The sequence below is a fragment of the Bradyrhizobium brasilense genome (assembly GCF_029714345.1).
Lineage (GTDB): Bacteria > Pseudomonadota > Alphaproteobacteria > Rhizobiales > Xanthobacteraceae > Bradyrhizobium > Bradyrhizobium australafricanum.
On record NZ_CP121669.1, the window covers coordinates 7,529,474 to 7,552,755 of the forward strand.

General features: G+C 60.2%; 22 protein-coding genes. All 22 read right to left on the bottom strand.

Annotated features, from left to right (window positions below):
- Positions 1-47 precede the first annotated feature (47 nt).
- The 22 genes from nifD to QA635_RS34850 all read right to left on the bottom strand — a co-directional run bounded on the left by nifD (position 48) and on the right by QA635_RS34850 (position 22,986).
- Positions 48-1,550, bottom strand: coding sequence for a nitrogenase molybdenum-iron protein alpha chain (gene nifD / locus QA635_RS34745; protein ID WP_283064225.1), 1,503 nt, complete (start codon positions 1,548-1,550; stop codon positions 48-50).
- A gap of 476 nt (positions 1,551-2,026) precedes the next feature.
- Positions 2,027-3,274 (bottom strand): cysteine desulfurase, encoded by a 1,248-nt coding sequence (locus QA635_RS34750; protein ID WP_283064226.1) that lies wholly within the window; start codon positions 3,272-3,274, stop codon positions 2,027-2,029.
- Positions 3,271-4,593 carry a Fe-S cluster assembly protein SufD gene (sufD, locus tag QA635_RS34755; RefSeq protein WP_283064227.1) on the bottom strand — a complete coding sequence of 441 codons (1,323 nt, stop codon included), beginning with the start codon at positions 4,591-4,593 and terminating at the stop codon, positions 3,271-3,273. The genes QA635_RS34750 and sufD overlap by 4 nt, the downstream gene beginning before the upstream one ends.
- A 19-nt stretch (positions 4,594-4,612) precedes the next feature.
- A complete protein-coding gene (gene sufC / locus QA635_RS34760) occupies positions 4,613-5,365 on the bottom strand; it encodes a Fe-S cluster assembly ATPase SufC (protein ID WP_283064228.1) in 753 nt (250 codons plus the stop codon).
- A 70-nt stretch (positions 5,366-5,435) separates the two neighbouring features.
- Positions 5,436-6,932 carry a Fe-S cluster assembly protein SufB gene (gene sufB, locus QA635_RS34765; protein ID WP_283064229.1) on the bottom strand — a complete coding sequence of 499 codons (1,497 nt, stop codon included), beginning with the start codon at positions 6,930-6,932 and terminating at the stop codon, positions 5,436-5,438.
- A 184-nt stretch (positions 6,933-7,116) separates the two neighbouring features.
- Positions 7,117-7,311: a 4Fe-4S binding protein gene (locus QA635_RS34770; RefSeq protein WP_139481194.1), complete on the bottom strand. Its 195-nt coding sequence runs from the start codon at positions 7,309-7,311 to the stop codon at positions 7,117-7,119.
- A 554-nt stretch (positions 7,312-7,865) separates the two neighbouring features.
- Positions 7,866-8,978: an alanine dehydrogenase gene (ald, locus tag QA635_RS34775; protein ID WP_283064230.1), complete on the bottom strand. Its 1,113-nt coding sequence runs from the start codon at positions 8,976-8,978 to the stop codon at positions 7,866-7,868.
- Between the two features lie 204 nt (positions 8,979-9,182).
- Positions 9,183-10,229: a hydrogenase expression/formation protein HypE gene (gene hypE / locus QA635_RS34780; protein ID WP_425249090.1), complete on the bottom strand. Its 1,047-nt coding sequence runs from the start codon at positions 10,227-10,229 to the stop codon at positions 9,183-9,185.
- Positions 10,226-11,368, bottom strand: coding sequence for a hydrogenase formation protein HypD (gene hypD / locus QA635_RS34785; protein WP_283064231.1), 1,143 nt, complete (start codon positions 11,366-11,368; stop codon positions 10,226-10,228). The genes hypE and hypD overlap by 4 nt, the downstream gene beginning before the upstream one ends.
- A complete protein-coding gene (locus QA635_RS34790) occupies positions 11,365-11,601 on the bottom strand; it encodes a HypC/HybG/HupF family hydrogenase formation chaperone (protein WP_283064232.1) in 237 nt (78 codons plus the stop codon). The genes hypD and QA635_RS34790 overlap by 4 nt, the downstream gene beginning before the upstream one ends.
- Before the next feature lies 1 nt (position 11,602).
- Positions 11,603-13,861, bottom strand: coding sequence for a carbamoyltransferase HypF (hypF, locus tag QA635_RS34795; protein ID WP_283064233.1), 2,259 nt, complete (start codon positions 13,859-13,861; stop codon positions 11,603-11,605).
- Positions 13,858-14,811: a hydrogenase nickel incorporation protein HypB gene (gene hypB, locus QA635_RS34800; protein ID WP_283072005.1), complete on the bottom strand. Its 954-nt coding sequence runs from the start codon at positions 14,809-14,811 to the stop codon at positions 13,858-13,860. The genes hypF and hypB overlap by 4 nt, the downstream gene beginning before the upstream one ends.
- Positions 14,811-15,152, bottom strand: a complete 342-nt coding sequence (gene hypA / locus QA635_RS34805) for a hydrogenase maturation nickel metallochaperone HypA (protein ID WP_283064234.1) — start codon at positions 15,150-15,152, stop codon at positions 14,811-14,813. The genes hypB and hypA overlap by 1 nt, the downstream gene beginning before the upstream one ends.
- A complete protein-coding gene (locus QA635_RS34810; protein ID WP_283064235.1) occupies positions 15,145-16,236 on the bottom strand; it encodes a nickel-dependent hydrogenase large subunit in 1,092 nt (363 codons plus the stop codon). The genes hypA and QA635_RS34810 overlap by 8 nt, the downstream gene beginning before the upstream one ends.
- Complete coding sequence (gene hybE, locus QA635_RS34815; protein ID WP_425249091.1) at positions 16,233-16,628, bottom strand: [NiFe]-hydrogenase assembly chaperone HybE; 396 nt, start codon at positions 16,626-16,628, stop codon at positions 16,233-16,235. Before hybE ends, QA635_RS34810 begins: the two co-directional genes overlap by 4 nt.
- Before the next feature lie 322 nt (positions 16,629-16,950).
- The gene (locus tag QA635_RS34820) at positions 16,951-17,814 is read right to left on the bottom strand and encodes a hydrogenase expression/formation protein (RefSeq protein WP_283064236.1); all 864 of its coding nucleotides are present in this window, start codon (positions 17,812-17,814) and stop codon (positions 16,951-16,953) included.
- Positions 17,811-18,257: a hypothetical protein gene (locus QA635_RS34825; RefSeq protein ID WP_016846842.1), complete on the bottom strand. Its 447-nt coding sequence runs from the start codon at positions 18,255-18,257 to the stop codon at positions 17,811-17,813. The genes QA635_RS34820 and QA635_RS34825 overlap by 4 nt, the downstream gene beginning before the upstream one ends.
- A gap of 202 nt (positions 18,258-18,459) precedes the next feature.
- Complete coding sequence (locus QA635_RS34830) at positions 18,460-18,750, bottom strand: HypC/HybG/HupF family hydrogenase formation chaperone (RefSeq protein ID WP_283072007.1); 291 nt, start codon at positions 18,748-18,750, stop codon at positions 18,460-18,462.
- Positions 18,751-18,766: 16 nt separating this feature from the next.
- A complete protein-coding gene (locus QA635_RS34835; RefSeq protein ID WP_283064237.1) occupies positions 18,767-19,348 on the bottom strand; it encodes a HyaD/HybD family hydrogenase maturation endopeptidase in 582 nt (193 codons plus the stop codon).
- 11 nt (positions 19,349-19,359) lie between these two features.
- Positions 19,360-20,079 carry a Ni/Fe-hydrogenase, b-type cytochrome subunit gene (gene cybH / locus QA635_RS34840; protein ID WP_016846839.1) on the bottom strand — a complete coding sequence of 240 codons (720 nt, stop codon included), beginning with the start codon at positions 20,077-20,079 and terminating at the stop codon, positions 19,360-19,362.
- A 4-nt stretch (positions 20,080-20,083) separates the two neighbouring features.
- Positions 20,084-21,874, bottom strand: a complete 1,791-nt coding sequence (locus QA635_RS34845) for a nickel-dependent hydrogenase large subunit (protein ID WP_283064238.1) — start codon at positions 21,872-21,874, stop codon at positions 20,084-20,086.
- An 11-nt stretch (positions 21,875-21,885) separates the two neighbouring features.
- Positions 21,886-22,986, bottom strand: coding sequence for a hydrogenase small subunit (locus QA635_RS34850; RefSeq protein ID WP_283064239.1), 1,101 nt, complete (start codon positions 22,984-22,986; stop codon positions 21,886-21,888).
- Positions 22,987-23,282: the final 296 nt, after the last annotated feature.

Below are 23,282 nucleotides of genomic sequence, written 5' to 3' on the forward strand. Positions count from 1 at the left end.
TCCGCAGAGAGCGGGATCGGTTGCTCTATTGTGGAAGCGAGTGCTTGTTATTCTGCAGCCAAGAGCTTGGCTTTCGAGGCTTCCTTCCAAGGTGCTTTCATCTTCTTCCAGATCGGCGAGTTGACAGCCATGTCCATGTCGCGAGCAAAGATCGCAAAGCCGTCATAGCCGTGATATGGGCCCGAATAGTCCCAGGAATGCATCTGCCGGAACGGCACACCCATCTTTTGGAAAATGTACTTTTCCTTGATGCCCGAGCCGACCAGATCAGGCTGAAGCTTTTCGACGAAGCGCTCGAACTCATAGCCGTTGACGTCGTCGTAGATGAGCGTGCTGTCCTTTACATAATGCTGGGCGGTGCGCTGATAGTCATCGTTATGACCGAACTCGTATCCGGTTCCCACGACTTCCATGCCGAGGTCCTCGTAGGCGCCAATCACATGACGCGGACGAAGCCCGCCGACGTACAGCATCACCGTCTTGCCCTGCAGGCGCGGGCGATATTTTGCGATCACGGCGTTCACCAGCGGCTGGTACTTTTCGATCACCCGCTCGGCACCCTCCTTGATCTTGTCGTCGAAATAGCCGGCAATCTTGCGCAGCGATTCTGCGATCTTTGAAGGTCCGAAGAAGTTGTACTCGCACCAGGGGATACCGAATTTCTCCTCCATATGACGCGAGATGTAGTTCATCGAACGGTAGCAATGCAGAATGTTGAGCTTCGCCTTCGGCGTTGCTTCGAGCTCGGCGAGTGAACCGTCGCCGGACCACTGTGCAATCACCCGCAGCCCCATTTCCTCCAGCAGAATTCGCGATGACCAGGCGTCGCCGCCGATATTGTAGTCACCAATGATCGCAACATCGTAGGGCGTCGGCTCGAACTTTGGTTTGCCGTCGGGGTCGAGCTTGTCGAAAATCCAATCGCGCACCGCGTCGTTGGCGATGTGGTGGCCAAGCGACTGCGACACGCCGCGAAAGCCCTCACAGCGGACAGGCACGATGGTCTTGCCGCCATATTCCTTGGATTTCGACCTTGACACGGCCTCGATGTCGTCCCCGATCAATCCGATCGGGCATTCCGATTGGATGGTGATGCCGTGGTTGAGCGGGAAAAGCTCCTGGATTTCGTCAAGGACTTTGACCAGCTTCTTGTCGCCACCGAATACGATGTCCTTCTCCTGGAAATCGGAGGTGAATTGCAGGGTTACAAAACTATCGATGCCCGTTGTGCCAACGTAATAGTTACGACGCGAGCCCCACGAATACTGGCCGCAGCCAACCGGGCCGTGGCTGATATGGACCATGTCCTTGATCGGCCCCCAGACCACCCCCTTGGATCCTGCATAGGCGCAGCCTCTGATCGTCATCACACCAGGTATGGATTTTATGTTGGACTTGACTCCGCAATCGGACTTCCCGGACTGGTGAACGTTGAGATGCTTGGCACGCCGCTTCGCGGTCTTCTCTGGATAGACCTTCAGCACCTCGTCGATCAGCTGTTTGTTACGAGCCCTGATTTCTGCAATGCTCTGGGTCGTGGCGAGACTCATGCTGATGTCCTTCAAGGGTTAGCGGTTAGAAGTGCTTCTTGCTGACCAAGACTTTTGCAACGAGCATGCCAGTCCGTCGGGAGCGCAAAAACCAGAACAAATAGACACAGTTAGCGCGGCTCGTCCGATGAGGCTGGTTGTTGTTGCGAACGCGACATCGCGCTTTGCGCGGAGACCTCTTCGTTGACCCTGTTCGAAATGGAACAAGTGCCGGCTATGCGCGAAGTTGCGCCGCGCAGTTCTCGAAGACGCGAAGTTGCCGCCGATTGCAAGATTTTGCGATCGCGCTCGGCGGGACGGCTGCTAACATGGACGAGCGGGTGGCTGGCGGCTCCGGCTTGCCAATACCATCTATGCTGCCGGGCACGACGGATGCTTACCTTCAGCGAAGACGATGATGGTCTTGTGCATGACGTCATCGCCCGCCGAGTTCGATGCAAGCTCCCTAGCCACTTAGACTTGGCACACTCGCCGTCTCACGAGAACAGCTGCCGCGCCTTGATGAGCGCACCGACGAGCGTATCAATCTCTTCACGTGTGTTGTAGAGGCCGAAGGACGCACGGCATGTCGCCAGAACACCGAACCGCTTGAGCAGCGGCATCGCGCAATGGGCCCCTGCCCGCACCGCCACACCTGCGCGGTCGATGACGGTGGCAATATCATGCGCATGCGCACCCTTCATATCAAAGGAGATGATCGGCCCCTTCTCGGCTGGTGTCCCGATCAAGCGCACGGAGTTGATGTCCGCCAGCTGCTGCTGAGCGTAAGCAAGCAGTGCGCTTTCGTGCTCGCGGATCTGCTTCTTGCCTATTGAATTGATGTAGTCCACAGCCGTCCCCAGACCGACCGCCTCGACGATCGGTGGCGTACCCGCCTCGAAGCGGTGCGGCGGATCACCATAGATGACGCCGGTACGTGAGACCTCACGGATCATTTCGCCCCCGCCATTGAAGGGTGGCATCAACGCCAGATGCTCAGATTTGCCGTAGAGCACGCCGATGCCGGTCGGACCATAGAGTTTGTGGCCCGTCATCACGTAGAAATCGCAATCGATGTCGCAGACGTCGGCGTTCAGATGGACGCATCCTTGCGAACCATCGATCAGCACCGGGATACCGCGAGCGTGCGCGATCCTCACCACCTCCTTTACCGGTAAGACGGTCCCCAGAGCATTGGACATTTGTGTGATCGCAACCATCTTGGTGCGCCGGGTCAGGAGCTGCTCAAAGGCATCCAGCAGGAAGTTGCCGTCATCATCCACTGGTGCCCATTTGATCACCGCACCGTGGCGCTCTCTGAGAAAATGCCACGGCACGATGTTGGAATGATGTTCCATCATCGAGAGAACGATCTCATCCCCCGGGGTGACGCGTTCACGGCCGAAGGTCTGGGCGACCAGATTGATTGCCTCGGTGGCGCTGCGGGTGAAGATGATCTCTTCGTTTAGACGGGCGTTCACAAATTGCGCCAGCTTGGCACGCGCGCCTTCATACGCCTCGGTCGCAGCGTTAGCGAGGTAGTGCAAACCGCGATGAACGTTGGCATATTCGCTTGAGTAGACCTGCATCATGCGGTCAAGTACCGCCTTCGGCTTCTGAGCCGAGGCGGCATTGTCGAGATAGACCAGCGGCCTGCCATAAACCGTCATGCTCAGCGCAGGAAAGTCTGCACGTAGACGGTTGACCTCGTACCTGCCATTGCTCATCGCGGGATGCACGCTCATCTCCGCGCCTGCATCCAGTGTTCAGTTTGCGCGGTCACGAAATCGCGCAGGCTCTCTGGGGCGATTTCCTCGATCGCCTCGCCCAGGAATGCTGTAATCAACAATGCCTGCGCGTCCTTTTCGGATAGACCACGAGCACGCAGATAAAATACGAGAGCACTGTCCAGCGCACCTGATGTCGATCCGTGGCCGCAAGTCACGTCGTCGGCCAAAATTACGAGTTCAGGCTTATTGTCGGCCCGGGCCTCGTCAGACAGAAGCAGCGCTCGCGTCGTCAGCGTGGCGTCCGCCTTCTGCGCGCCAGGGCGAACGACAATCTGGCCTTGGAGCACCGAACGGCCGCATTCGTCGATGACCGCATGGAACTTCTCCCGACTGGTGCAATGTGGCACGGCGTGATCGACGACCATTGTCGTGTCGACGTGCTGCTTGTGCCTGATGAGATTGACGGCGTTCGCCGAGAGCTTGGATCCCTCGCCAGTCAGCGTGACGAATCCCTGGTAGCGACTGACGGAGCCGCTGCAGGTCATGCTGAAGAGATCCAGCTTCGCCCTGGCGCCGACCGCGATGATGCTTGATGAGATATGCACGGCGTCAGCGGCGTCGGCCGCCAGTCGGATATGCGACAGGTTCGCCTCGTCACCAACCAGGGCAATTGTCGCATCGTTGGTCTGATAGCCGCTCGCGCCTTCAACCGAGACGAAACTCTCCACTAAGGCCGCATGCGCGCCTTGGCCAAGTTGCAGATAGGAACGCGTGAAGTTGGACACCAACGATCCGGTCGTGACGTGAACGATCTGAAGCGGACGCTTCACCGCTTCGCCGTCAGCAATCGTAATCACCAAGCCATCGGTCGCCATTGCCGCATTGAGCGAGATCACCGCATCAGTCGTCGTCGACAGCACCAGGCCGGCCATCGCGCTGTCGGTCGTATCTTCCAGGACCTCTCGGAGCGACCGCACAGCGACCCCGTCTTCCAGACTGTCCACATCGGAAAGCTCCGGTACGAATACACCATCCACCAAGACGAGTTTGACCGCCCGATCGACTGCTGTTTGCTTAACCGACGCCGCTGCGCGCACCAGCGCAGCCGCATCGGGTCGCGGAGCGAGCGGCAGCACCTCGCGCATCAGCGCGCGCAGGTCGGTGTATTTCCAGGCCTCGATCCGCCGATGCGGGAGGCCGGCACGCTCGTAGGCTTCGAACGCCCTCGCACGGATATGAGCGACGAGCCCGGAGCCAGGCAGCCGTCCATGCGCCGCGGCAAAGACATTGTCCGTTGCGCGCCCGGCGGCGGTTTTGGTCACAACCTGCTTCATCGGGAACTCTCGTGCGCGGTCACGCCGCGTCTTCGAATTGTGCGTAGCCACAAGCCTCAAGCTCCATTGCGAGTTCTTTTCCGCCGCTCTTTCTTATCTGCCCTTTCGACATCACGTGGACAACGTCCGGCACGATGTAGTCGAGAAGCCGCCGATAGTGGCTGATTACAATCATCGCGCGCTCCGACGAACGCAGAGAGTTGATGCCACCCGCGACAATCCGCAGCGCGTCAATGTCGAGGCCGGAATCTATCTCATCCAGGATGCACAGGCTCGGTTCGAGCAGCGCCATCTGCAAAATCTCGTTGCGTTTCTTCTCGCCGCCGGAAAATCCGACATTGAGGCCGCGCTTGAGCATGCCTTGCGGTATATTGAGCGAATTAGCAACCTCGCGAACGCGTTTTATAAAATCGGGGGTGGAGAATTCCGTTTGTGCTCGCGCCTTACGCTGGGCGTTCAGCGCCGCGCGCAGGAAGGTCATGGTGGTCGCCCCGGGAATTTCCACCGGATATTGGAAGGCAAGAAATACGCCCCTAGTGGCGCGCTCGCTTGCTTCCATCGCGAGCAGGTCCTCACCGTTGAATAGGATTTGGCCAGCGCTAACTTGATAGCCGGGCTTGCCGGAGATAACGTGACTGAGCGTGGACTTTCCGGAGCCGTTCGGCCCCATGATCGCGTGCACCTCACCCGCATTGACCGCAAGATCGAGGCCGCGAAGAATTTCGCAGCCCTCGATACCAACATGCAAATCTCGGACTTCGAGTAGCGCCATTTTAACCTGCCCCTGAAATGCGTCATCCAGAACGCAAGCCGCAATCGCAAGGGCTCGCGGAAACGTTTAGTTACCCGACGGATCCCTCGAGCGAGATAGAGATCAACTTCTGCGCTTCCACCGCGAACTCCATCGGCAACTTTTGCAGCACGTCTGTCGCGAAACCGTTGACGACGAGGCCAGTGGCCTGTTGCTCGCTCAAGCCTCTCTGCACGCAGTAGAACAGCACGTCCTCGGAAATCTTCGACGTCGTCGCTTCATGCTCGAACGTCGCCGAGGAATTCTTGGCCTCGACATAAGGCACGGTGTGCGCGCCGCATTTGTCGCCGATCAGAAGCGAGTCGCAGGCAGTGTAGTTGCGCGCGCCGGTGGCTTTACGGTGCGCGCTGACAAGGCCGCGATAGGTGTTCTGCGACTTGCCGGCCGCGATGCCCTTGGAGATGATCCGGCTCGACGTGTTCTTGCCGAGGTGAATCATCTTGGTGCCGCTATCGACCTGCTGGAAACCGTTCGAGATCGCGATCGAGTAGAATTCGCCGCTCGAATTGTCGCCGCGCAGGATGCAGCTCGGATATTTCCAGGTGATCGCCGAACCGGTCTCGACCTGGGTCCAGGAGATCTTCGAATTGCGACCACGGCAGTCGCCACGCTTGGTGACGAAATTGTAGATGCCGCCCTTGCCTTCCGAATTGCCCGGGTACCAGTTCTGCACCGTCGAATACTTGATCTCGGCATCGTCGAGCGTGACGAGCTCGACCACGGCGGCGTGCAGCTGGTTCTCGTCGCGCTGCGGCGCGGTGCAGCCCTCGAGATAGGAGACGTAGGAGCCCTTGTCGGCGATGATCAGCGTGCGCTCGAACTGGCCGGTGTTGCGCTCGTTGATGCGGAAATAGGTCGACAGCTCCATCGGGCAGCGCACGCCCGGCGGCACGTAGACGAACGAGCCGTCGGAGAACACCGCCGAATTCAATGTCGCGAAGTAATTGTCCGAGGTCGGCACCACGGTGCCGAGATATTTCTGCACCAGCTCGGGATGCTCGCGGATCGCCTCCGAGATCGGCATGAAGATCACGCCGGCCGCCTTCAGCTCCTTCTGGAAGGTGGTCGCGACCGAGACCGAGTCGAACACAGCATCGACCGCGATCTTGCGGTTCGGCGTCTGCTCGCCGCCGGGCGGCGGCTCGACGCCCTCGAGGATCGCGACCTCGCGCAAGGGGATACCGAGCTTCTCGTAGGTCTTGAGGATTTCCGGATCGATCTCGTCGATCGAGGACAGCGTCTTCTTCGGCTTCGGCGCCGCGTAGTAGTAGATGTCCTGGTAGTCGATCTTCGGGTAGTCGACGCGCGCCCAGGTCGGCTCGGTCATGGTCAGCCAGCGGCGATACGCCTCCAGGCGCCATTCCAGCATCCAGGCCGGTTCATTCTTCTTTGCGGAGATGAAGCGGACGGTGTCTTCCGACAGCCCCTTCGGGGCCTTGTCGGACTCGATCAGCGTCTCAAACCCATATCGATACTGGTCGACGTCGATGCGCCGGACGCGCTCGACCGTCTCTTGTACAGCTACCATTGTCTACTCCGCTCCCACACGGAACACTCCAGCCGGCGATGATTGCCCCGCGCGACCTCTAAGCTGATCGCGCAAGTCATGGCCAACGCGGGATCAGCGGGTGAGAGGATCAGGCCCCCACCCCAGAGAGCCGTCGCTAGAGTCTTCATCCTGCTTTGCGCCGGAGTTCCCCTCATCGGCGACCTCATGCCGGCACGCAGGTGTCGGGCACTGGGCAAACGACAGCGCATTGCGGCGCCTCAAAATGACCCTCACATTGAGTGCACTGGGCCGGATTGATCACATATATATCGTTCTTCAGGCTGATCGCCGCGTTGGGACATTCGAACTCACACGCGCCACAGACGGTGCACTGGGACGCGATTATCTTGTAGGCCATTACTGCGATTCCATAAGCAAAGTGCGAACCGCTTCTTGCTTTCAAGTCTTATGCCAAAGAGCCTGAGCTTGATTTGTCTCGGCTATTTCCAATTGCATGACGCCGCCTCAACGGTTGTCGCAAATGCTACAATTGGCCTCACGGCAGCTTGATTTCGACGCATAGTTGGAGCGCAGGGCCGATCCGGCGGCGGTCGGCCGATGAGGCCGTGTTCGCCAGCCCAGTTCGCCTCTCCACAGCACAGCCAGAAAACGTCGTGCCCGATCGCGCAAACAAAGGTCGCTTCGATGATCGCGGTCCCTCTGGGCGAGCCGCGGCAGGCAATGTTCGATGCCCGCGGATTACCGGAAAACCTGCTTTCCCTGTAGAGGACGGAAGTACTTGGCTCGCATCACGGGGACGAGGGAAAGCCAAGCGCGTCTGGTGATCCCTCGGCTTCGTTCCGCGCACTAAAGGAATGCCGGCAGGACTGAGCAGATCGAATGAGCCGAAAAAAAGCCACCCCGAAGGGTGGCCCAAGTCAGGGAGGAAACGCCCGTGTGGGCCTCTGGGAATCAGGCCGCAGCCTGTTCGATCGGAGAGAAGGGGAGCCCGAGACTCTCGGCAACCGCCTTGTAAGTCAGCCGGCCCCGATGGACATTGAGGCCCGCGCGCAGGTGCGGATTCTCGAGCACGGCGGAAAAGCCCTTGTTGGCCAGAGCCAAACCAAACGGCAGCGTAGCGTTGTTCAGTGCCTGGCTCGAGGTTAGCGGCACAGCGCCGGGCATATTCGCCACGCAGTAATGAATGATGCCATCCACTTCGTAAGTTGGATCAGCGTGAGTGGTTGGGTGCGATGTCTCAAAGCAGCCGCCTTGATCGATAGCGACATCGACGATGACCGCCCTTTTGCGCATTGAGCTCAGCATGCTCCGGCGGACCAGCTTCGGCGCGCTCGCTCCTGGAACGAGCACCGCACCAATGACCACATCGGCCGCAAATACCTCCTCCTCCACGGATTCGATGGTGGAAAATCTGGAACGAACGCGCCCTTCGAATAGCTCGTCCAACTCGCGGAGCCGGGGTATCGAACGGTCGATGATGGTGACCTCCGCGCCCAAACCGACCGCCATGCGTGCGGCGTGCGTGCCGACGACGCCGCCTCCGATCACCACGATCCGAGCCGGCTGAACACCGGGCACTCCACCGATCAACAGCCCTCGTCCGCCTGCACTGCGCTTCAGCGCACTACCCGCAGCTTCGATCGCAAGCCTACCCGCGACCTCGCTCATCGGCGCCAGCAGTGGAAGACCACCATGGGCATCAGTTACGGTCTCATAAGCGATCGCGGTGCACCCAGATTTCAGGAGCCCCTTGGCCTGCTCCGGGTCCGGCGCCAGATGCAGGTAAGTGAAGAGGATCTGGCTCTCGCGCAGCTGGCTCAATTCGGACGGCTGAGGCTCCTTAACCTTTACGATCATCTCGCTCGATGCAAATATCTCGCCTGCGGAATCCAGAATCGTTGCGCCGGCGGCGCGATAATCGTCATCGGTTGCACCAATGCCGGCGCCGGCATTGGTCTCGATCATCACGCGGTGGCCCGCTGCCACATATTCGCGGACGGCTCCAGGGGTAAGGCCCACGCGATATTCGTGCGCCTTGATTTCCTTGGGGACTCCGACCTTCATTTGACAACTCCCTGCCTGGAAGGCTTTTTAATCGCAAGAGCGCAGCGATATTGCGAGGCAGGCGCCTAAATGGCGCAGGAATTCGGCGATCTTTGATCGGCCACGCAGGATTTCAAACAAGCAGGTACGAAGCGGATTGAGACGACCATGCTCGCTGAGCTTAACCATCGTTCCCTCATGCTCCCCGCAAATGGGTGTGGCGTGTCAGCAGATCCGAGGCAATTGTTCGCCTGACAACCAACCGATAATTCGTCCGCCGCCGAAACTGGTCGCCATTTGCACAAATTTGTGATCGTCAGCTACGGCCTCGCCAATATCGGCTGCATCGCATCCGAGCGGATGCGCCTTCATGGCTGCAAGCACGGCATCAGCCACATCAGGCGCGACGATCGCAACGAGCTTGCCCTCATTAGCGACATGGATCGGATCAAGCCCGAGGAGTTCGCAGGTGGCCGCAACCGCAGGCTTTACCGGAATGGCCGCTTCCTGCAGACGGAACCCGAGGCCAGATTGATGCGCAATCTCGTTGAGGGTGGCGGCAAGACCGCCGCGCGTGGGGTCACGCATCACGTGGATGCCGCGCCCGCCAGCCGCCATCATGACGGCCACCAAGTCGTGCAGCGATGCTGAATCCGAGACGATCTCAACTTGAAGAGCGGCGTTCTGGCGCGTTGACATGATCGCCACCCCATGATCGCCAAGGCTGCCCGACACCAGCACACGGTCCCCGATCCTTGCTTTGTCGGCGGACAGATCGAGCCCATCGGCCAGAACCCCGATCCCGGTCGTAGAGATGAACAACCCATCCGCCTTGCCGCGCTCGACGACCTTGGTGTCCCCAGTGATGATGTAAACGCCGGCACCGCGCGCCGCCGCGCCCATCGACTGCGCAATCGTCCTTAGATCCGAAAACCGAAAACCCTCCTCGATGATGAAGCTAGCCGACAGATAGAGCGGACGCGCGCCGGCCATCACGACGTCATTTATCGTGCCGTGCACAGCCAATGACCCGATATTGCCGCCGGGAAAGAACAGTGGCGAGACCACATAGCCGTCGGTCGTCATCACCATCCTGCCTGCCGCAACCTCAAACGCCGACTGATCATTGCAGCGGGCGAGCCATTCATTACCGAAGGCTTGGTGAAAAAGGCCGGAGATCAATTGTGCCATGGCGCGCCCCCCGGATCCGTGGGAAAGATCAACGCGTCCGTTCTCGACGTCGAGCTTGCCATGATAATCCTTGACGCTCATGACAATCGCCTTACCTGATCATCGCGAACTCGGCCGTAGGTCCAATACGCGGCACAAGCGCCTTCCGAGGAAACCATGCAGGACCCAACGGGTGTTTCCGGCGTGCAGACGGTTCCAAACAGCTTGCAGTCAACCGGCCGCTTGGCGCCGCGCAGGATCGCGCAGCACTCGCATGCCGGATTGTCGGCGACACGCAGTTCGTGCATCGCAAAGCGCGCCTCGGCATCAAATCCGGCATAAGCCCGCTTCAGCTTCAGTCCGCTGTTGGGGACGAGCCCAAGCCCTCGCCACTCGAACTGTTCACGCAGTTCGAATACCTGCGAGACCTCGTCCTTGGCGCGACGATTGCCTTGGCGCGTCACCGCACGGCTGTATTGGTTCTCCACCTCGTAGCGGCCTTCGTTCACCTGCCGCACCAGCATCAGGATGGCCTGCATCACGTCGAGCGGTTCAAATCCCGCGATGACGATCGGCTTACCGAATTGTTGCACCAAGGGCTCGTAAGGCTGCGTACCGATGATCGTACTGACATGTGCAGGACCAACGAAGCCATCGATTGCGACCCCACCGATGTTGCGTATCTTCGGGTTCTCGAGAATGCTGTGCATCGCAGAGGGCGTAAGCACGTGGTTGCAGAACACGCTGAGGCTCCTCAGCCGCTTCTTTTCGGCAATCCGGACCATCACCGCCGTCGGGGGCGTCGTGGTCTCAAATCCGATGGCAAAGAAGACCACCTCCCTGTTTGGCACCTGTTCGGCGAGCCGGATAGCGTCGAGCGTCGAATAGACCATCCGAATGTCTGCGCCGAGCGCTTTGGCGCGCATCAGGGACTGCCCCTGCGACCCGGGCGCGCGCATCAGGTCGCCATACACGCATAGAGTGACCTCCGGACGCTCGACGAGCCGGATCGCCATGTCGATCCGGCTGGCGGGCAGAACGCAGACCGGACAACCGGGCCCGTGGATCATGCGAACGTTCGCAGGCAACAAATCCTCGAGGCCGTAGCGGGAGATCGCATGAGTGTGCCCGCCGCAGAATTCCATGAACCGGTAAGCCCGTCGCGGACCGGCTTCGGCGCCAATCGCCCGCGCGAGCCCCTGTGCGATGGTCTTGTCACGAAATTCATCGGCATATTTCATGATCGGGGTTCCTGCCCTGCACTTCCTAGTTCCTGCAGGAGCTCCAACGTGCGCTTGGCTTCTGTCGGGTCGATCTTGGATAGCGCGTAGCCGACATGGACAAGAACGCTGTCGCCGACATCGAGCTCCTCGACGAGAGCGATCGATATTTCCAAGCTGACACCATCGATGGATACGATCGCCATATCGTCGGGAAGAATTTTCGAAATCTTTGCCGGGACCGAAAGACACATGTCAGGTTGCTCCTTCCAGGGCTGGCGACTGTTCGGCAGTCTGCAGAGCGGCAATCCAGGCCTGACCAAGGCTCAAGCCGCCATCGTTGGGCGGCAGCTGCCGTGGCACCAGCGGGGTGAGGCCTGCGCTGCGGCAACCGCGCTCAATTTCATCCGCCATCACCGCGTTCAGAAAGCAGCCGCCGCTTAGAACGATGGTATTGAGCCTGGTTCTGCGCGCCGCGCGCCTGACCCAGTCAATGCAGGCGGCGGCAAAGGTGCCATGAAACAGCCCGGCTCCGTCCGTGGCGTCCAGGTTGTCTGCAATCAACCGCGAAAATAGCGGACGAAGCGACAGCACGCCGCGGTCGACGGTCCAGCCGGCTTCGAAAATCTCAGTTCGCCGCACCAGCGCCTCGAGCTTCATCGCGGCCTCGCCCTCATAGCTCTGCAAACTTGCAACCCCCAGCAGCGCCGCCGCGGCATCGAATAAGCGGCCCGCGCTGGTTGTCGTGGCCCCGCCCGCTTGATCGAGTAATGCCGACACACGTCCTGCCTGCCGCTGCGCAGCAAAGCGGGGCCCGATTTCATGACCCCGGCCGAGCGCCTGTAATATTGCGCTTGCCATACGCCACGGCTCGCGGGCTGCGCGATCGCCGCCAGGCATTTGCAGGGGCGCGAGATGCCCGATGCGTCGAAACCTCGTTCCTTCGCACAACAATAGCTCGCCACCCCAGTTACCGCCGTCGGAACCGAAGCCATGGCCGTCGAGCACCAAGGCAAGCGCAGGTCCGGCGTGCCCATGCTCAGCGATGACAGCGGCAGCGTGGGCGTGGTGATGCTGGACGGCGACAAGCGCCCGGCCGCTTGCTTGCGCAAACCGGGTCGACGCCATATCGGGATGCATATCATGGGCAATGACGACAGGCTCCACATCAAGGGTCGATGTGAGGTGGTGGATCGTCTGCTCGAACACGCAGATCCCTTCGGCCGTATCAAGATCGCCAATATGCTGGGAGACGAAGGCTTCGTTGTCCCGCGTGATGGTGACGGTTGATTTCAGCGCGCCGCCGACGGCGAGCACGACCGGCACAGACCTCGCAAGTCGGATAGGTTCGGGAACATAGCCACGTGCCCGGCGAACGAACTGGGGCCGGCCGGTGACCACCGACAGCACGGTGTCATCGGCACGCGTCAGGATATCTCGATCATGGGTCACGACAAGGTCGGCGATCCCCTCAAGCCGCCGCAGCGCCTGCGCGTTGTCGATCACGAGCGGTTCGCCGCAAGGGTTGGCGCTGGTTGCGACGATGACGGGGCTCGCCCCCGCAAGCCATGCTCCTGTCGAGTGAAGCGCATGAAAAATGAGGTGATGCAGTGGCGCTACCGGCAGCATGACACCTACGCGCGATAAGCCAGGAGCTATGGCGGACGCCAAATAATTGCGCGAAGCTAAAAGGACGACGGGACGTGCTACGGATTCGAGCAGCGCAAGCTCTGCCGCGTTCGCTTCCGCGATTTCGTTGACACGCTCTATGGAACCGACCATGACCGCGAACGGCTTCTGGGGGCGCTGCTTTCTGCTGCGCAAACGCTGCACGGCGTCCTGGTTGCGCGCATCGCAAAGCAGCTGATACCCGCCGAGCCCCTTTATCGCCACGATTTGGCCGCCGGCAATCGCCGCAACAATGGCGTTGACCCCATGGCTAAGCCGAGGACCGCATATCGGACACGCGATCGCCTCCGCATGAAACCTGCGGCTCGCTGGATCGGCATATTCGGCCGCGCAGGCGGCACACAGCCTGAAAGCCTTCATGACCGTGTTGCGGCGATCGTACGGAAGCTGTTCGGCGATCGTGTAGCGCGGGCCGCAATGGGAGCAGCTGACGAAGGGATAAAGGTAATGGCGATTTTCTGGATCGAATAGCTCACCCAGGCATTGCCGGCAGGTCGCGGCATCGGCAACCATCCGAGTTGACAACCTGCCGCCTTCGCTCGTGCGAATCGAAAAGTCTTGTGCCGCGAGGGCCCCGGTCCGCTGAACGCAGATGTGGTCGATACGTGCCAGTGGAGGCGGCTCAAGCGGCAAAGCGGCGACAAACTCGGGCGCCCGGTTACCCTCGACCTCGATTGTGACGCCCTCGGGGCCATTGACGACGAATCCCGCCAATCCGTATCGCGCGGCGAGGCCATAGACGTAGGGGCGAAAGCCGACTCCTTGCACGGCCCCGCTCACGCGCACGCGCAGCCGTGTTCGCTCGCAGATGGCAGCGGCGCTCATCGCCTGGTATCCTCCAAGGCGCGCCTTTGATGCGCTGCCTGCTTATCGATCCAACCGTAGAGTGAGCCAAAACCCTCGCCGGTCCGCGCCGAGACCGTGAGCACTTCGATCTTGGGATTGACGCGTCTTGCGTATTCGACGGTCCTGCCCAAATCGAACTCAAGCAGCGACGCCAGATCAATCTTGTTGATCAGCATGAGCGAAGAAGCGGCGAACATATCCGGATATTTGAGCGGCTTGTCTTCGCCTTCGGTGGTCGACAACACCACGACCTTGCAGGCCTCGCCTAGATCGAAGGCAGCGGGACAGACCAGATTACCGACGTTCTCGATGAAGAGAATACCGCGCGTGAGCGGCGGCAAGCGGCGATAGGCCTCACCAATCATGGCAGCATCGAGATGACAGCATTTGCCGGTATTGACTTGAATAGCTGGCACGCCGGCCGAGCGAATGCGTTCGGCATCGTTCGAGGTCTGCTGATCGCCCTCGATGACTCCGATCGTCCAGCTGCGCTTGAGCTCGGACACGGCGCGGACCAACAGCGAGGTCTTGCCTGCACCAGGACTGGACATAAGATTAAATACGAGCAGTTCGTGGGCCATGAAGAGGGCGCGGTTTTCCGCCGCGATCCGGTTATTCTTGCCAAGGATGTCGCGCCCGACCTGAATGATATGCTCGCAGCTCTTACCCGCGACCTTCAATGCAGCCGGGTCGGCGCCGCGGCTCACAAGCGCCTGCCCACCATGCGCCTGATGACGGCCAGGATGATGAGGGTGGTCGTGGCCGGCATGGTGTGAATGCTGCAGGCCCTGGTCGCCCTGCAGATGCGCCTCATGGCGATCGCAATTGTCCTGCACATCGGGACGGCCGCGAACGCGACCTTGCGCATCATGCACTTCGGCGCGTTCGGTTGAAGACGCCTGTCCGCTGCAGCCGCATACGCTACACATCATTCGATCTCCAGCTCTTTCACCCGCATCTCTTCGCCTGCTGTTACCTGCAACTGATAGCTGCCGCAGCGCGGACAGCACTCATCGCGTCGTGCAATCTCGACACTCTTCGAACAGGTCATGCACCAGGCCACGCCGGGACATTCGATGATTCTAACAGCCGCGCCCTCGGCAATGGTCCGCGTTGCAACGACAGCAAAGCAGAACCTGATCGCTTCAGGCGCAACATGGCTCAACGCCCCGATCTCCAGACAGATGCTCCGCACCTGGGAAAACGATCGGCGACGCGCCTCCTCCTCGACGATTTCGACGATGCTTTGACAAAGCGCCAATTCATGCATCGTCAACTTTGCGAAACTTGAGTGTGAATCCGACGCAGGGATCAAGCGATTCAATCACCGCACGAACCGCTTTCTGATGTCGTCTCGTCGTCAGCCCCGCGCCCTGCAGATTCCGGACAAGTGGTCCGCGCCAATGGAAATTCCATTCCGTCGGCGCAAGACATTCGAAGCGGGATATCTGGCCCTGAGGATCAAGCTCGACCGCGTGATAGAGCCGGCCCCTGGCGCATTCGATCGCGGCCGCTCCTCGTCCAGGACCTAACCTGTAGCTTTCGATGATCCCAGGCTCGGCCGATTCGATATGAGCACCGGACTTGAGCCAATCGCATAGCTGCCGGATTTCTGCAATTCTGGCCTTCAGCCGCGCGACCGCACCCGACCGACCCAGCCAGAGCCGATCACGCGTCATTTGGCGCGCCCATGGACCCGTCTCGGGCGCATGCCCACCAAGATCGGGACAATGGCAAAATGTCGGGTCATCGCCGAGCAGCCGTTCAGTGATGTTGCGGTCGTCGGCAACGGACAGGAACGAGTGCGCGATCGAGATGGACTTCAGGTCGACTTCGTCAAGCGCTGCAATGCAAAGCGCGAACGGGCTACCGGGCCTCGGCGCGCCATCTTCATCCGGCATGCCGAGTGCCGCGAGCGAAGCCACAATCTGCGCTATAGCCTCACGCCGAATAGAGCCGCGTGCTGGCCGTGCGCCGCCCACAAGCATTGACAGTCCTCGTATGAGGGACCGGATCGCCGCCGCACTGACGTTCGGCGTAGGAAACCCGACCAAGAGGCCCCGCAGCAATTCTGAGATGCGCTCGGCAACGACCAAGAGCATACGACGCTGTGTCGTCGCGAGGATGATCTTTTCGTCACGTGCCGCCTCGATCGCGGACAGCAATGCGGTTTGTTGCGCAGCGGCACATACTGGGAAGAGATGCGGCAGCGCCTTGAGCAACGCCGAGGCCGGTTTGCCGGCGAACAGCCGTGCCAGTGGCGGCCGGGCTCGCGGCAGGATCTCGACCGCGGCGATGACGTCGGCAGCAAGCGATATGGTGACATCGATTTTGTTGCGAGCGACGAGGCTCATGCGCACCGCTCCGTCATCATCTCGCGCAAGAAATGCCGGCGGTCGATCAGACAGAGACGTGGCGCTTCGGTATGATTTAGCGCTCGGCGGTTGGGCGGCCACATCGTGGCAAGGACCGCTGCTTCGGCGCGGGCGCCACCCATGTCGTTGCGTGAGATCGCCGAAAGCAGGGAGCAACAGGCAATCGAGCCCAATGATGCGATTTCGCTGCCACCAAGCTCAATGTTGCGGAATCGAACTCGCAAGCGCAGGTTCGATTTCGGTCCAGCATGCCGTTGGCGGTTGCTCTTGCGCAAGAAGGCGACCAACTTCATGGCCCAAGGCGCGCCCATCATGCTAACAAGCCCTGCCCTCTGCACGTGCGAAACCCCGATCGCTTGGACCCTGAACACGGATCGTTCAAGGTCGGTCGCGTGCGCACGGCTCGACCGGCGATATCGCAGTCGGCTGCTACGAGCATCTCCTCAGGTGCCGACACATCGGGGTTCTTGCTCCTGCGAAGGTCCTGTTCGCGCTCAAGCATCATTTTCAACCGACCCGAAGCCGGACATCGACGTGCGAAAGCCGAAGACGCTTTCAATTTTTGGGACGCAACGCACTCGCGCAGCAGTCTGTGTCGCCATCGCTCTCTGGTCGATTGTGCACGATCCAGCCAACGCCACGTCGGGCGCCGTCCGTGAGAACCGGCCGAATGCCAAATATTCTCCAAGTTCTTCACGTGACGTAAGCCTTCATGATTTCCTGCAGGCGTTCGGCGGAATCCTCGAAATCCTCGTCGGCAGCCAACGCAACAATCGGCACGCCGCCGATCTCAAGCGTATCCAGGATGATGTTGTCGATAGAATTGAAGAACTGCACCGACCACACATTCCGTGTCGCAGTCGCCTGCACTCGGCATGCGCCGTAGCCGCGAAAGATGAGCTGGACCGGACCATTGCCCACGCTCTGCTGGAGAAACGCCAGGTCGATGTCGTTCATCGGCAAAAGCGTGAGATTGATGACATGCGTGCGCATGCCAGGCCGCCAGGCGCGGGCCCGCTCGCGTGTTTCGGCGAGCACCGGCAGCACGTTCATCGCCCCATCCGGCGCGGTGCCGATCGCCAGATCGGTCGACGCCAGGTCCGTTGCGGCGCGCTGCACGATCTGCGGGATCGCCCCGACTTCAACATATTCGTGTGCCGGATCCGTCCCGATGCGCACGCGCCAGATTCCCGCAAGTACGGACTCCTGGATTCCCGCCTGAGAGCCATCTGGCAGCGCAACGACGCCGGCGACCTCGCCTTCCCCAAGCACTTCGGCAATCAGGTTGCGCTCGAGATCACTGAGATTCGAAAGCCTGTACAGTTGCGTGCGTTCGCTACTCTTCTGGCCACGAGCGGCGGCAGCGGCGTTCGATAGCAGAGTGATGGCATTCGGACAGTTTTTTGCAAGCTCGTCGGCATCGCGCCAAGCGCGCCTGGCCAGCGTCGCCACAGCCGTTGGCTCGCTATGGACGATGTCGCGACTATCCGCATTCACGGGAAACCCGCCCACCGCCGCAGCGGCGGCTTCGTATCGAATACGCGCCGCCGTTTTCATGATGCGAAGTTCCGTGGGGCTCGCCGAGAGGCAATGCTATCGGCGGTGCAGTCGCCGCCGGCGTGTGGTCCGACGATCGGTGCCGAGATGCGGTCGACCTTGACCAAACGGATCTGGCTCTTGCCGACCCGGCGCAGTGTGCCGCGCTGATGGCACTCGATCTGCGTCGGCGGGCCACGCAGGCCGAGCCGCCCACCCAGCTCGCTACCGGCGCCGCGCGCGGTTGCGCCCCCTTGCATGGGCCGCCGGTGCGCCTTGATCTGTTCAGAAAGCGCGTTTGCGACGTGGTTGGCCCACAGCGAATTTACGGGACCCGCTGCCGACAGCAGCTCCACGCCCCAACTCCCGGGATCCTGCGCGGTCAGATGTGCACCGGCGTTCGCTCTCGCTACCTCGGACAGAGCGGGCCGCGCCAAATCATGCTGCGCCGGCTGGAATTTCATCAGACGCCTTTCCGATAATCTTCTGGTTCTGCTCGGCGAGCTATTAGCAAGGCACATGCCAATCCATCGTCTCGCTGCAATCGCGTGCGCGCGCCCGGATCAGCGGGTGTAAGCGCTTGACATCTGCTGTGCATAGGTTGCCTACGATGCAGATTCGATTTGCGAGCAAGGCGCGGTAGCGCGATGTCTGTGCGCGGCGCCGCTAGCGCAGGTGGTCGGGCAATTGCGGCTCACGACCGATCAAATCCGCAAAGAAGCGATCGCAGTCCTCGCCACTGAGGCCGGCCTCGAGCCCGTCGAGTGCTTTCGAGATTTGCCTTGCTTCGTCCTCCTCCAAGAGCCGCACCGCTGTGTCGATATGGACGAGGACCTTGGCGCCGACCGACGCGCCGGAGAGCAGCATGACTGAGACACGCCGCTGTTCATCGCCATACTCGCATAGCGCCGTGATGCGGTCGGTCTCAACAATCGTCATTGGTAAGCCAAGGCACATGAATAGCCGCGGGCCGCTAGATCGGCCGCTCCCTTTCATAATTGACATGGTCGATATTGTTCCCCAACAGCCGTTCTGATACAGGCAGCGGCGAAGCCCGCAGTTTCGCCGGCGAGCCCCACTGGGCCAGCAGTTTGCAAGCCAGTTCAATCGCGGGCGCGATCTGAAAGCGCACCGGTGCAGTCAGCGGACCGCCCCAACGCTCCAGGTCCAGCGGCTGACAGCCGATCAGAACGAGCTCTCGCGGGCAGCGATCAAGCAGGTCGGCTGCACTCAAGACCTCTTGAAAGCCGGTCTGATGCAGGCTCAGCTTCTTGGCAGCGGTAAATTTCGGCACCTCGTCATTCCGCACAAGCTTCAACTGCCCGGGCGAAAGTCCATAGTCGATGGCATCGAACACGATCAGGCAATCGGCCTGCTCAAGGAAGCTGACAAGGTAGAGCCCCTGCGTGCCACCATCGAGGATGGAGACGTTGTCATCGACGGTATAGCGACGATGAAACTCTTCTACCACTCGCACGCCGAATCCCTCGTCGGCCCATAGGATATTGCCGATGCCGAGCACCAGGATCCTTTTCTTGCTCTCCGGAGTCAGCATCCGCTTCCCAGTCAATCGCGAAACTGACGCTGGCCGGAAATCATCGAGGAGATGCTCCGCCCCGACATGATGTCTTCCCGGATCACCGCGTAGATGTGAACCAGCGCAAAGGTCACGACGATCCACAGCCCGAGATGATGCCAGGTATGGACGTCCTGACTGTTAGGCCAGATTGCAAATACCCAGCCGAACAGCTTGTACTGCCAGCTGTCACGGCCCGCACCCTGTCCATAAAGTGCAAAGCCTGTGACGATCATGAACGTGATCGTCTGCGTGAACATAAAGAACATCGCAAGTTGAGCCAGCCGATTGTGCCCGACGCGCCTGTCGGGCTCAACTGCGAGAAACGCGTACCAGCGCATCTCATCGTACACTTCGCGCCAAATGCAGCTGCGCCAGAGCGGCACGCGAAATATTTGCATGGCATGCGGGTTTCCCATCAGGGCCCAGTAGATGCGCAGCAGGAAGCCGACGCCAAGCACATATCCCGCAGAGAAATGCGCAAAGCGGATATAGCCGAACAAGAAATTGCCGCTAGCCTCTCCCGGCGTCGCCGGTGTCCCGGTTCCAATGAGATAGCCGGTTACGCCCAGCACCAGAATGGCCGCCGCATTGACCCAATGCCACAGTCGCACCGGCGCTTCATAGACGTAAGCGGCGCCACCGCCGCCGCCGCTAACAGTTGGCGGCGCATCGACGGCGGTAGGGTTTTGCGGAGCCTTGTCGGCCATGTCCCTACCGAACATTGACTGAAGCCATTTCTTGGCCGTCAGGACTGATCACATGGGTTGAGCAGGCCAAGCACGGATCAAAGGAATGGATCGTACGCAAGATCTCCAGGGGCCGCTGCGGGTCCGCGATCGGGGTACCGATCAGCGAAGCTTCAAAGGCGCCAATATTGCCCTTGGAATCGCGAGGAGACCCGTTCCACGTGGTCGGCACGACACATTGGTAATTGTCGATCTTGGTGTCCTTGATCTTGATCCAGTGCCCGAGCGCGCCGCGCGGCGCCTCAGTGAAACCGTAGCCCTTGGCCTCGTTAGGCCAGCTTTCCGGCTTCCACTTGCTGACGTTGGCGGTCGCGCTATTGCCGGCCTTGATGTGGACGACCAGCTTGTCCTGAAAATAACGCATCTGATGTGCCGCCCACTGGCATTCGAGTGCCCGCGTCGCAGTACGGCCAAATGTCGAAAACAGCGCGCTCAGGGGAAGATTGAGCCCCTTGAGCAGTCTGTTGGCCGGCTCCTTGAATTCGGCTTTGCCTTGCGCATAACCGATGATGTATCGCGCCAATGGTCCGACCTCGACGGCGTGGCCGCGCCAGCGCGGCGCTTTGATCCAGGAATACTTGCCGCCTTCGTCGAGCTCCTTGATATCTGTTCTGCTGCCTTTGACCTTTGCCCCTAGCTCAAAGTTCGGCTCGGTGATGCCCTCCCAGGGATGCAGTCCGCTGAACTCGCTCGGGTATTTATACCATGAATGCGCGACGAATTCCTGGATCTGCTCGGGATCGCCATGGTCGATCGGCAAAATCTCCTCGAGATTGCCGCCAAGAATGACACCGCGCGGCAGCTTGAGACTTTTCGCGGAACAGTCGTTAGCGTTTTCAGGGATGTCGCCGTAGGACATCACGCTTTTGCTGGAAAGTCCGCCGCCATGCAGCCAGTCTTTATAAAACGAGCCGATCGCCGCAATGTCGGGCAGGTAGACCTGCTCGACAAACTCGATTGAACGGTCGATGACCGAGGACACCAGGTTAAGCCGCTCCATATTGATCGCACCGGCCGCACCAGTTCCATCGATATTGATCGCGCAGGCCACGCCGCCGACCAGCCAGTTCGGATGCGGGTTCTTGCCGCCATAGACTGCTTGGATCTTGACGATCTCCTTCTGGAAGTCGAGCGCCTCCAAATAATGCGCCACGGTGATCAAGTTCACCTCAGGTGGCAGCTTGTATGCCGGATGACCCCAATAGCCGTTCTTGAACGGACCGGGCTGCCCTGATCCGAAGAATTTGGTGAGCCTGATCTGCAGATCCTTGAAATAACCAGGGGACGAAAGCGGCCAGGGCGAGATAGACTGCGCCAGCGCCGAAGTGGACTTGGGATCGGCCTTGAGCGCAGAGATGACGTCGACCCAATCCAGCGCGTGCAGGTGATAAAAATGCACGAGATGATCATGCACAAGCAGGCAAAGCTGCATGATGTTGCGGATCGAGTTCGCATTTTCCGGAATGGTGATCCCTAGCGCGTTTTCAACGGCACGCACCGAGGTGAGCGCATGGGTGCCGGTGCAGACACCGCAAATCCGCTCGGTGAACGCCCAGGCGTCGCGCGGATCCCGCCCGCGCAGAATGACTTCGATTCCACGCCACATCGTCCCGCTCGAGACCGCATTGCGGACCACGTTGTCCGCATCGAGGTTGGCTTCGACGCGCAGGTGGCCCTCGATCCTGGTCAGCGGATCGATCACAATTCGCTTGCCGGAACGATCGAGGTTGAACCCATTCGGTGTCTGGACCACCACCGTCGCCCCCTTTAAGTCGGCTTATCTTTGCGAACTGCGCGATCCGGCTTGTGGGTCAATCGCTTCACGGCCGTGATCGCCGCATGTGCGGCGACGGTCAGCCCAACCGCGCCGGCAGCGGCCATGCCGATCTGATCGGCGTTCTTCTCGATGCCGAACTGCTGGATGGTCGTGAGCCGATCGTAAAACGAACCTTTGTCCCAAAAGCCGTCTTCGGAGCAGCCGAAGCAGCCGTGGCCTGATTGAATGGGGAATGAAACGCCGCCGTTCCAGCGAAGGGCAGAACAGGCATTGTAGGTGGTCGGCCCTTTGCATCCCATCTTGTACAGGCAGTAGCCCTTGCGGGCGCACTCATCGTCCCACGCCTCGACAAATTGGCCGGCGTCGAAATGCGAACGTCGATAGCACTTGTCGTGGATGCGCTCGGAATAAAACATCTTTGGGCGTCCTTGGCGATCGAGCTCAGGAAGCCTTCCGAACGTGGTGATGAAGGTCACTAGGCCGGTCATGACCTCTGCGATGGGGGGACACCCGGGAACCTTGACGATCGGCTTGTCGGTGATCACCTTATCGATCGGTACAGCGCCGGACGGATTGGGCTTGGCCGCTTGCACGCAGCCCCAGGATGCGCAGGTCCCCCAGGCAATGACCGCCATGGATGATTCCGCCATCCACCTGAGCCTCTCGACGAACGGCTTGCCGCCGTCAATGCAGAACATGCCCCCCTCATTCAGCGGCGGGTTGCCTTCGACGGCAAGCACATATTTGCCTTTGTACCTGAGACGGGCTTCCTCGAGGATGGCTTCAGCCTGGTGACCTGCCGCGGCCATGATCATATCGTCGTAGTCGAGCGAAATCATCGACAACAGGACGTCTTTAATTAGCGGATGGGCCGAGCGGATAAAGCTTTCCGAGCAGCAGGTACACTCGAGCCCGTGCAGCCAGATGACGGGCATACGCGGTTTGGTCTCTAGGGCATTGGCAATCCTGCTTGCGGCGAGCGGGCCGAGTCCGAAGCTCGAGGCCGTCAAACTGCAAAACTTGTGGAAACTGCGACGCGTGATACCTTGGCGTCTGATCACGCTGTAGAAAGTTTCCGTTGCCCCACTCATGAACCCCTTCCAAGTTTCTCGTCGGCCCTGACGAATTGCTCACATTCAGCAGCAAAAAATGGGCCACCGCCCGGCAAACATCTGACGGTTACCAAGCCGCCACTCCGTGATTTGCAGTGGGATCGGCGAGCTAAGCGCAAGCTGCGCAACTGAGCGCGCTCGCCGTGCCAATGGTGTCCGGTTTTGACCGTCGATGTCAGAACTCCAACAATGCAGCACAATGGCTCGTCCCTCGCGGCCAATGCGTTATACTCGCTCTTTAAGCACGGTCCCGACACCGGCCGACACGGCAATTG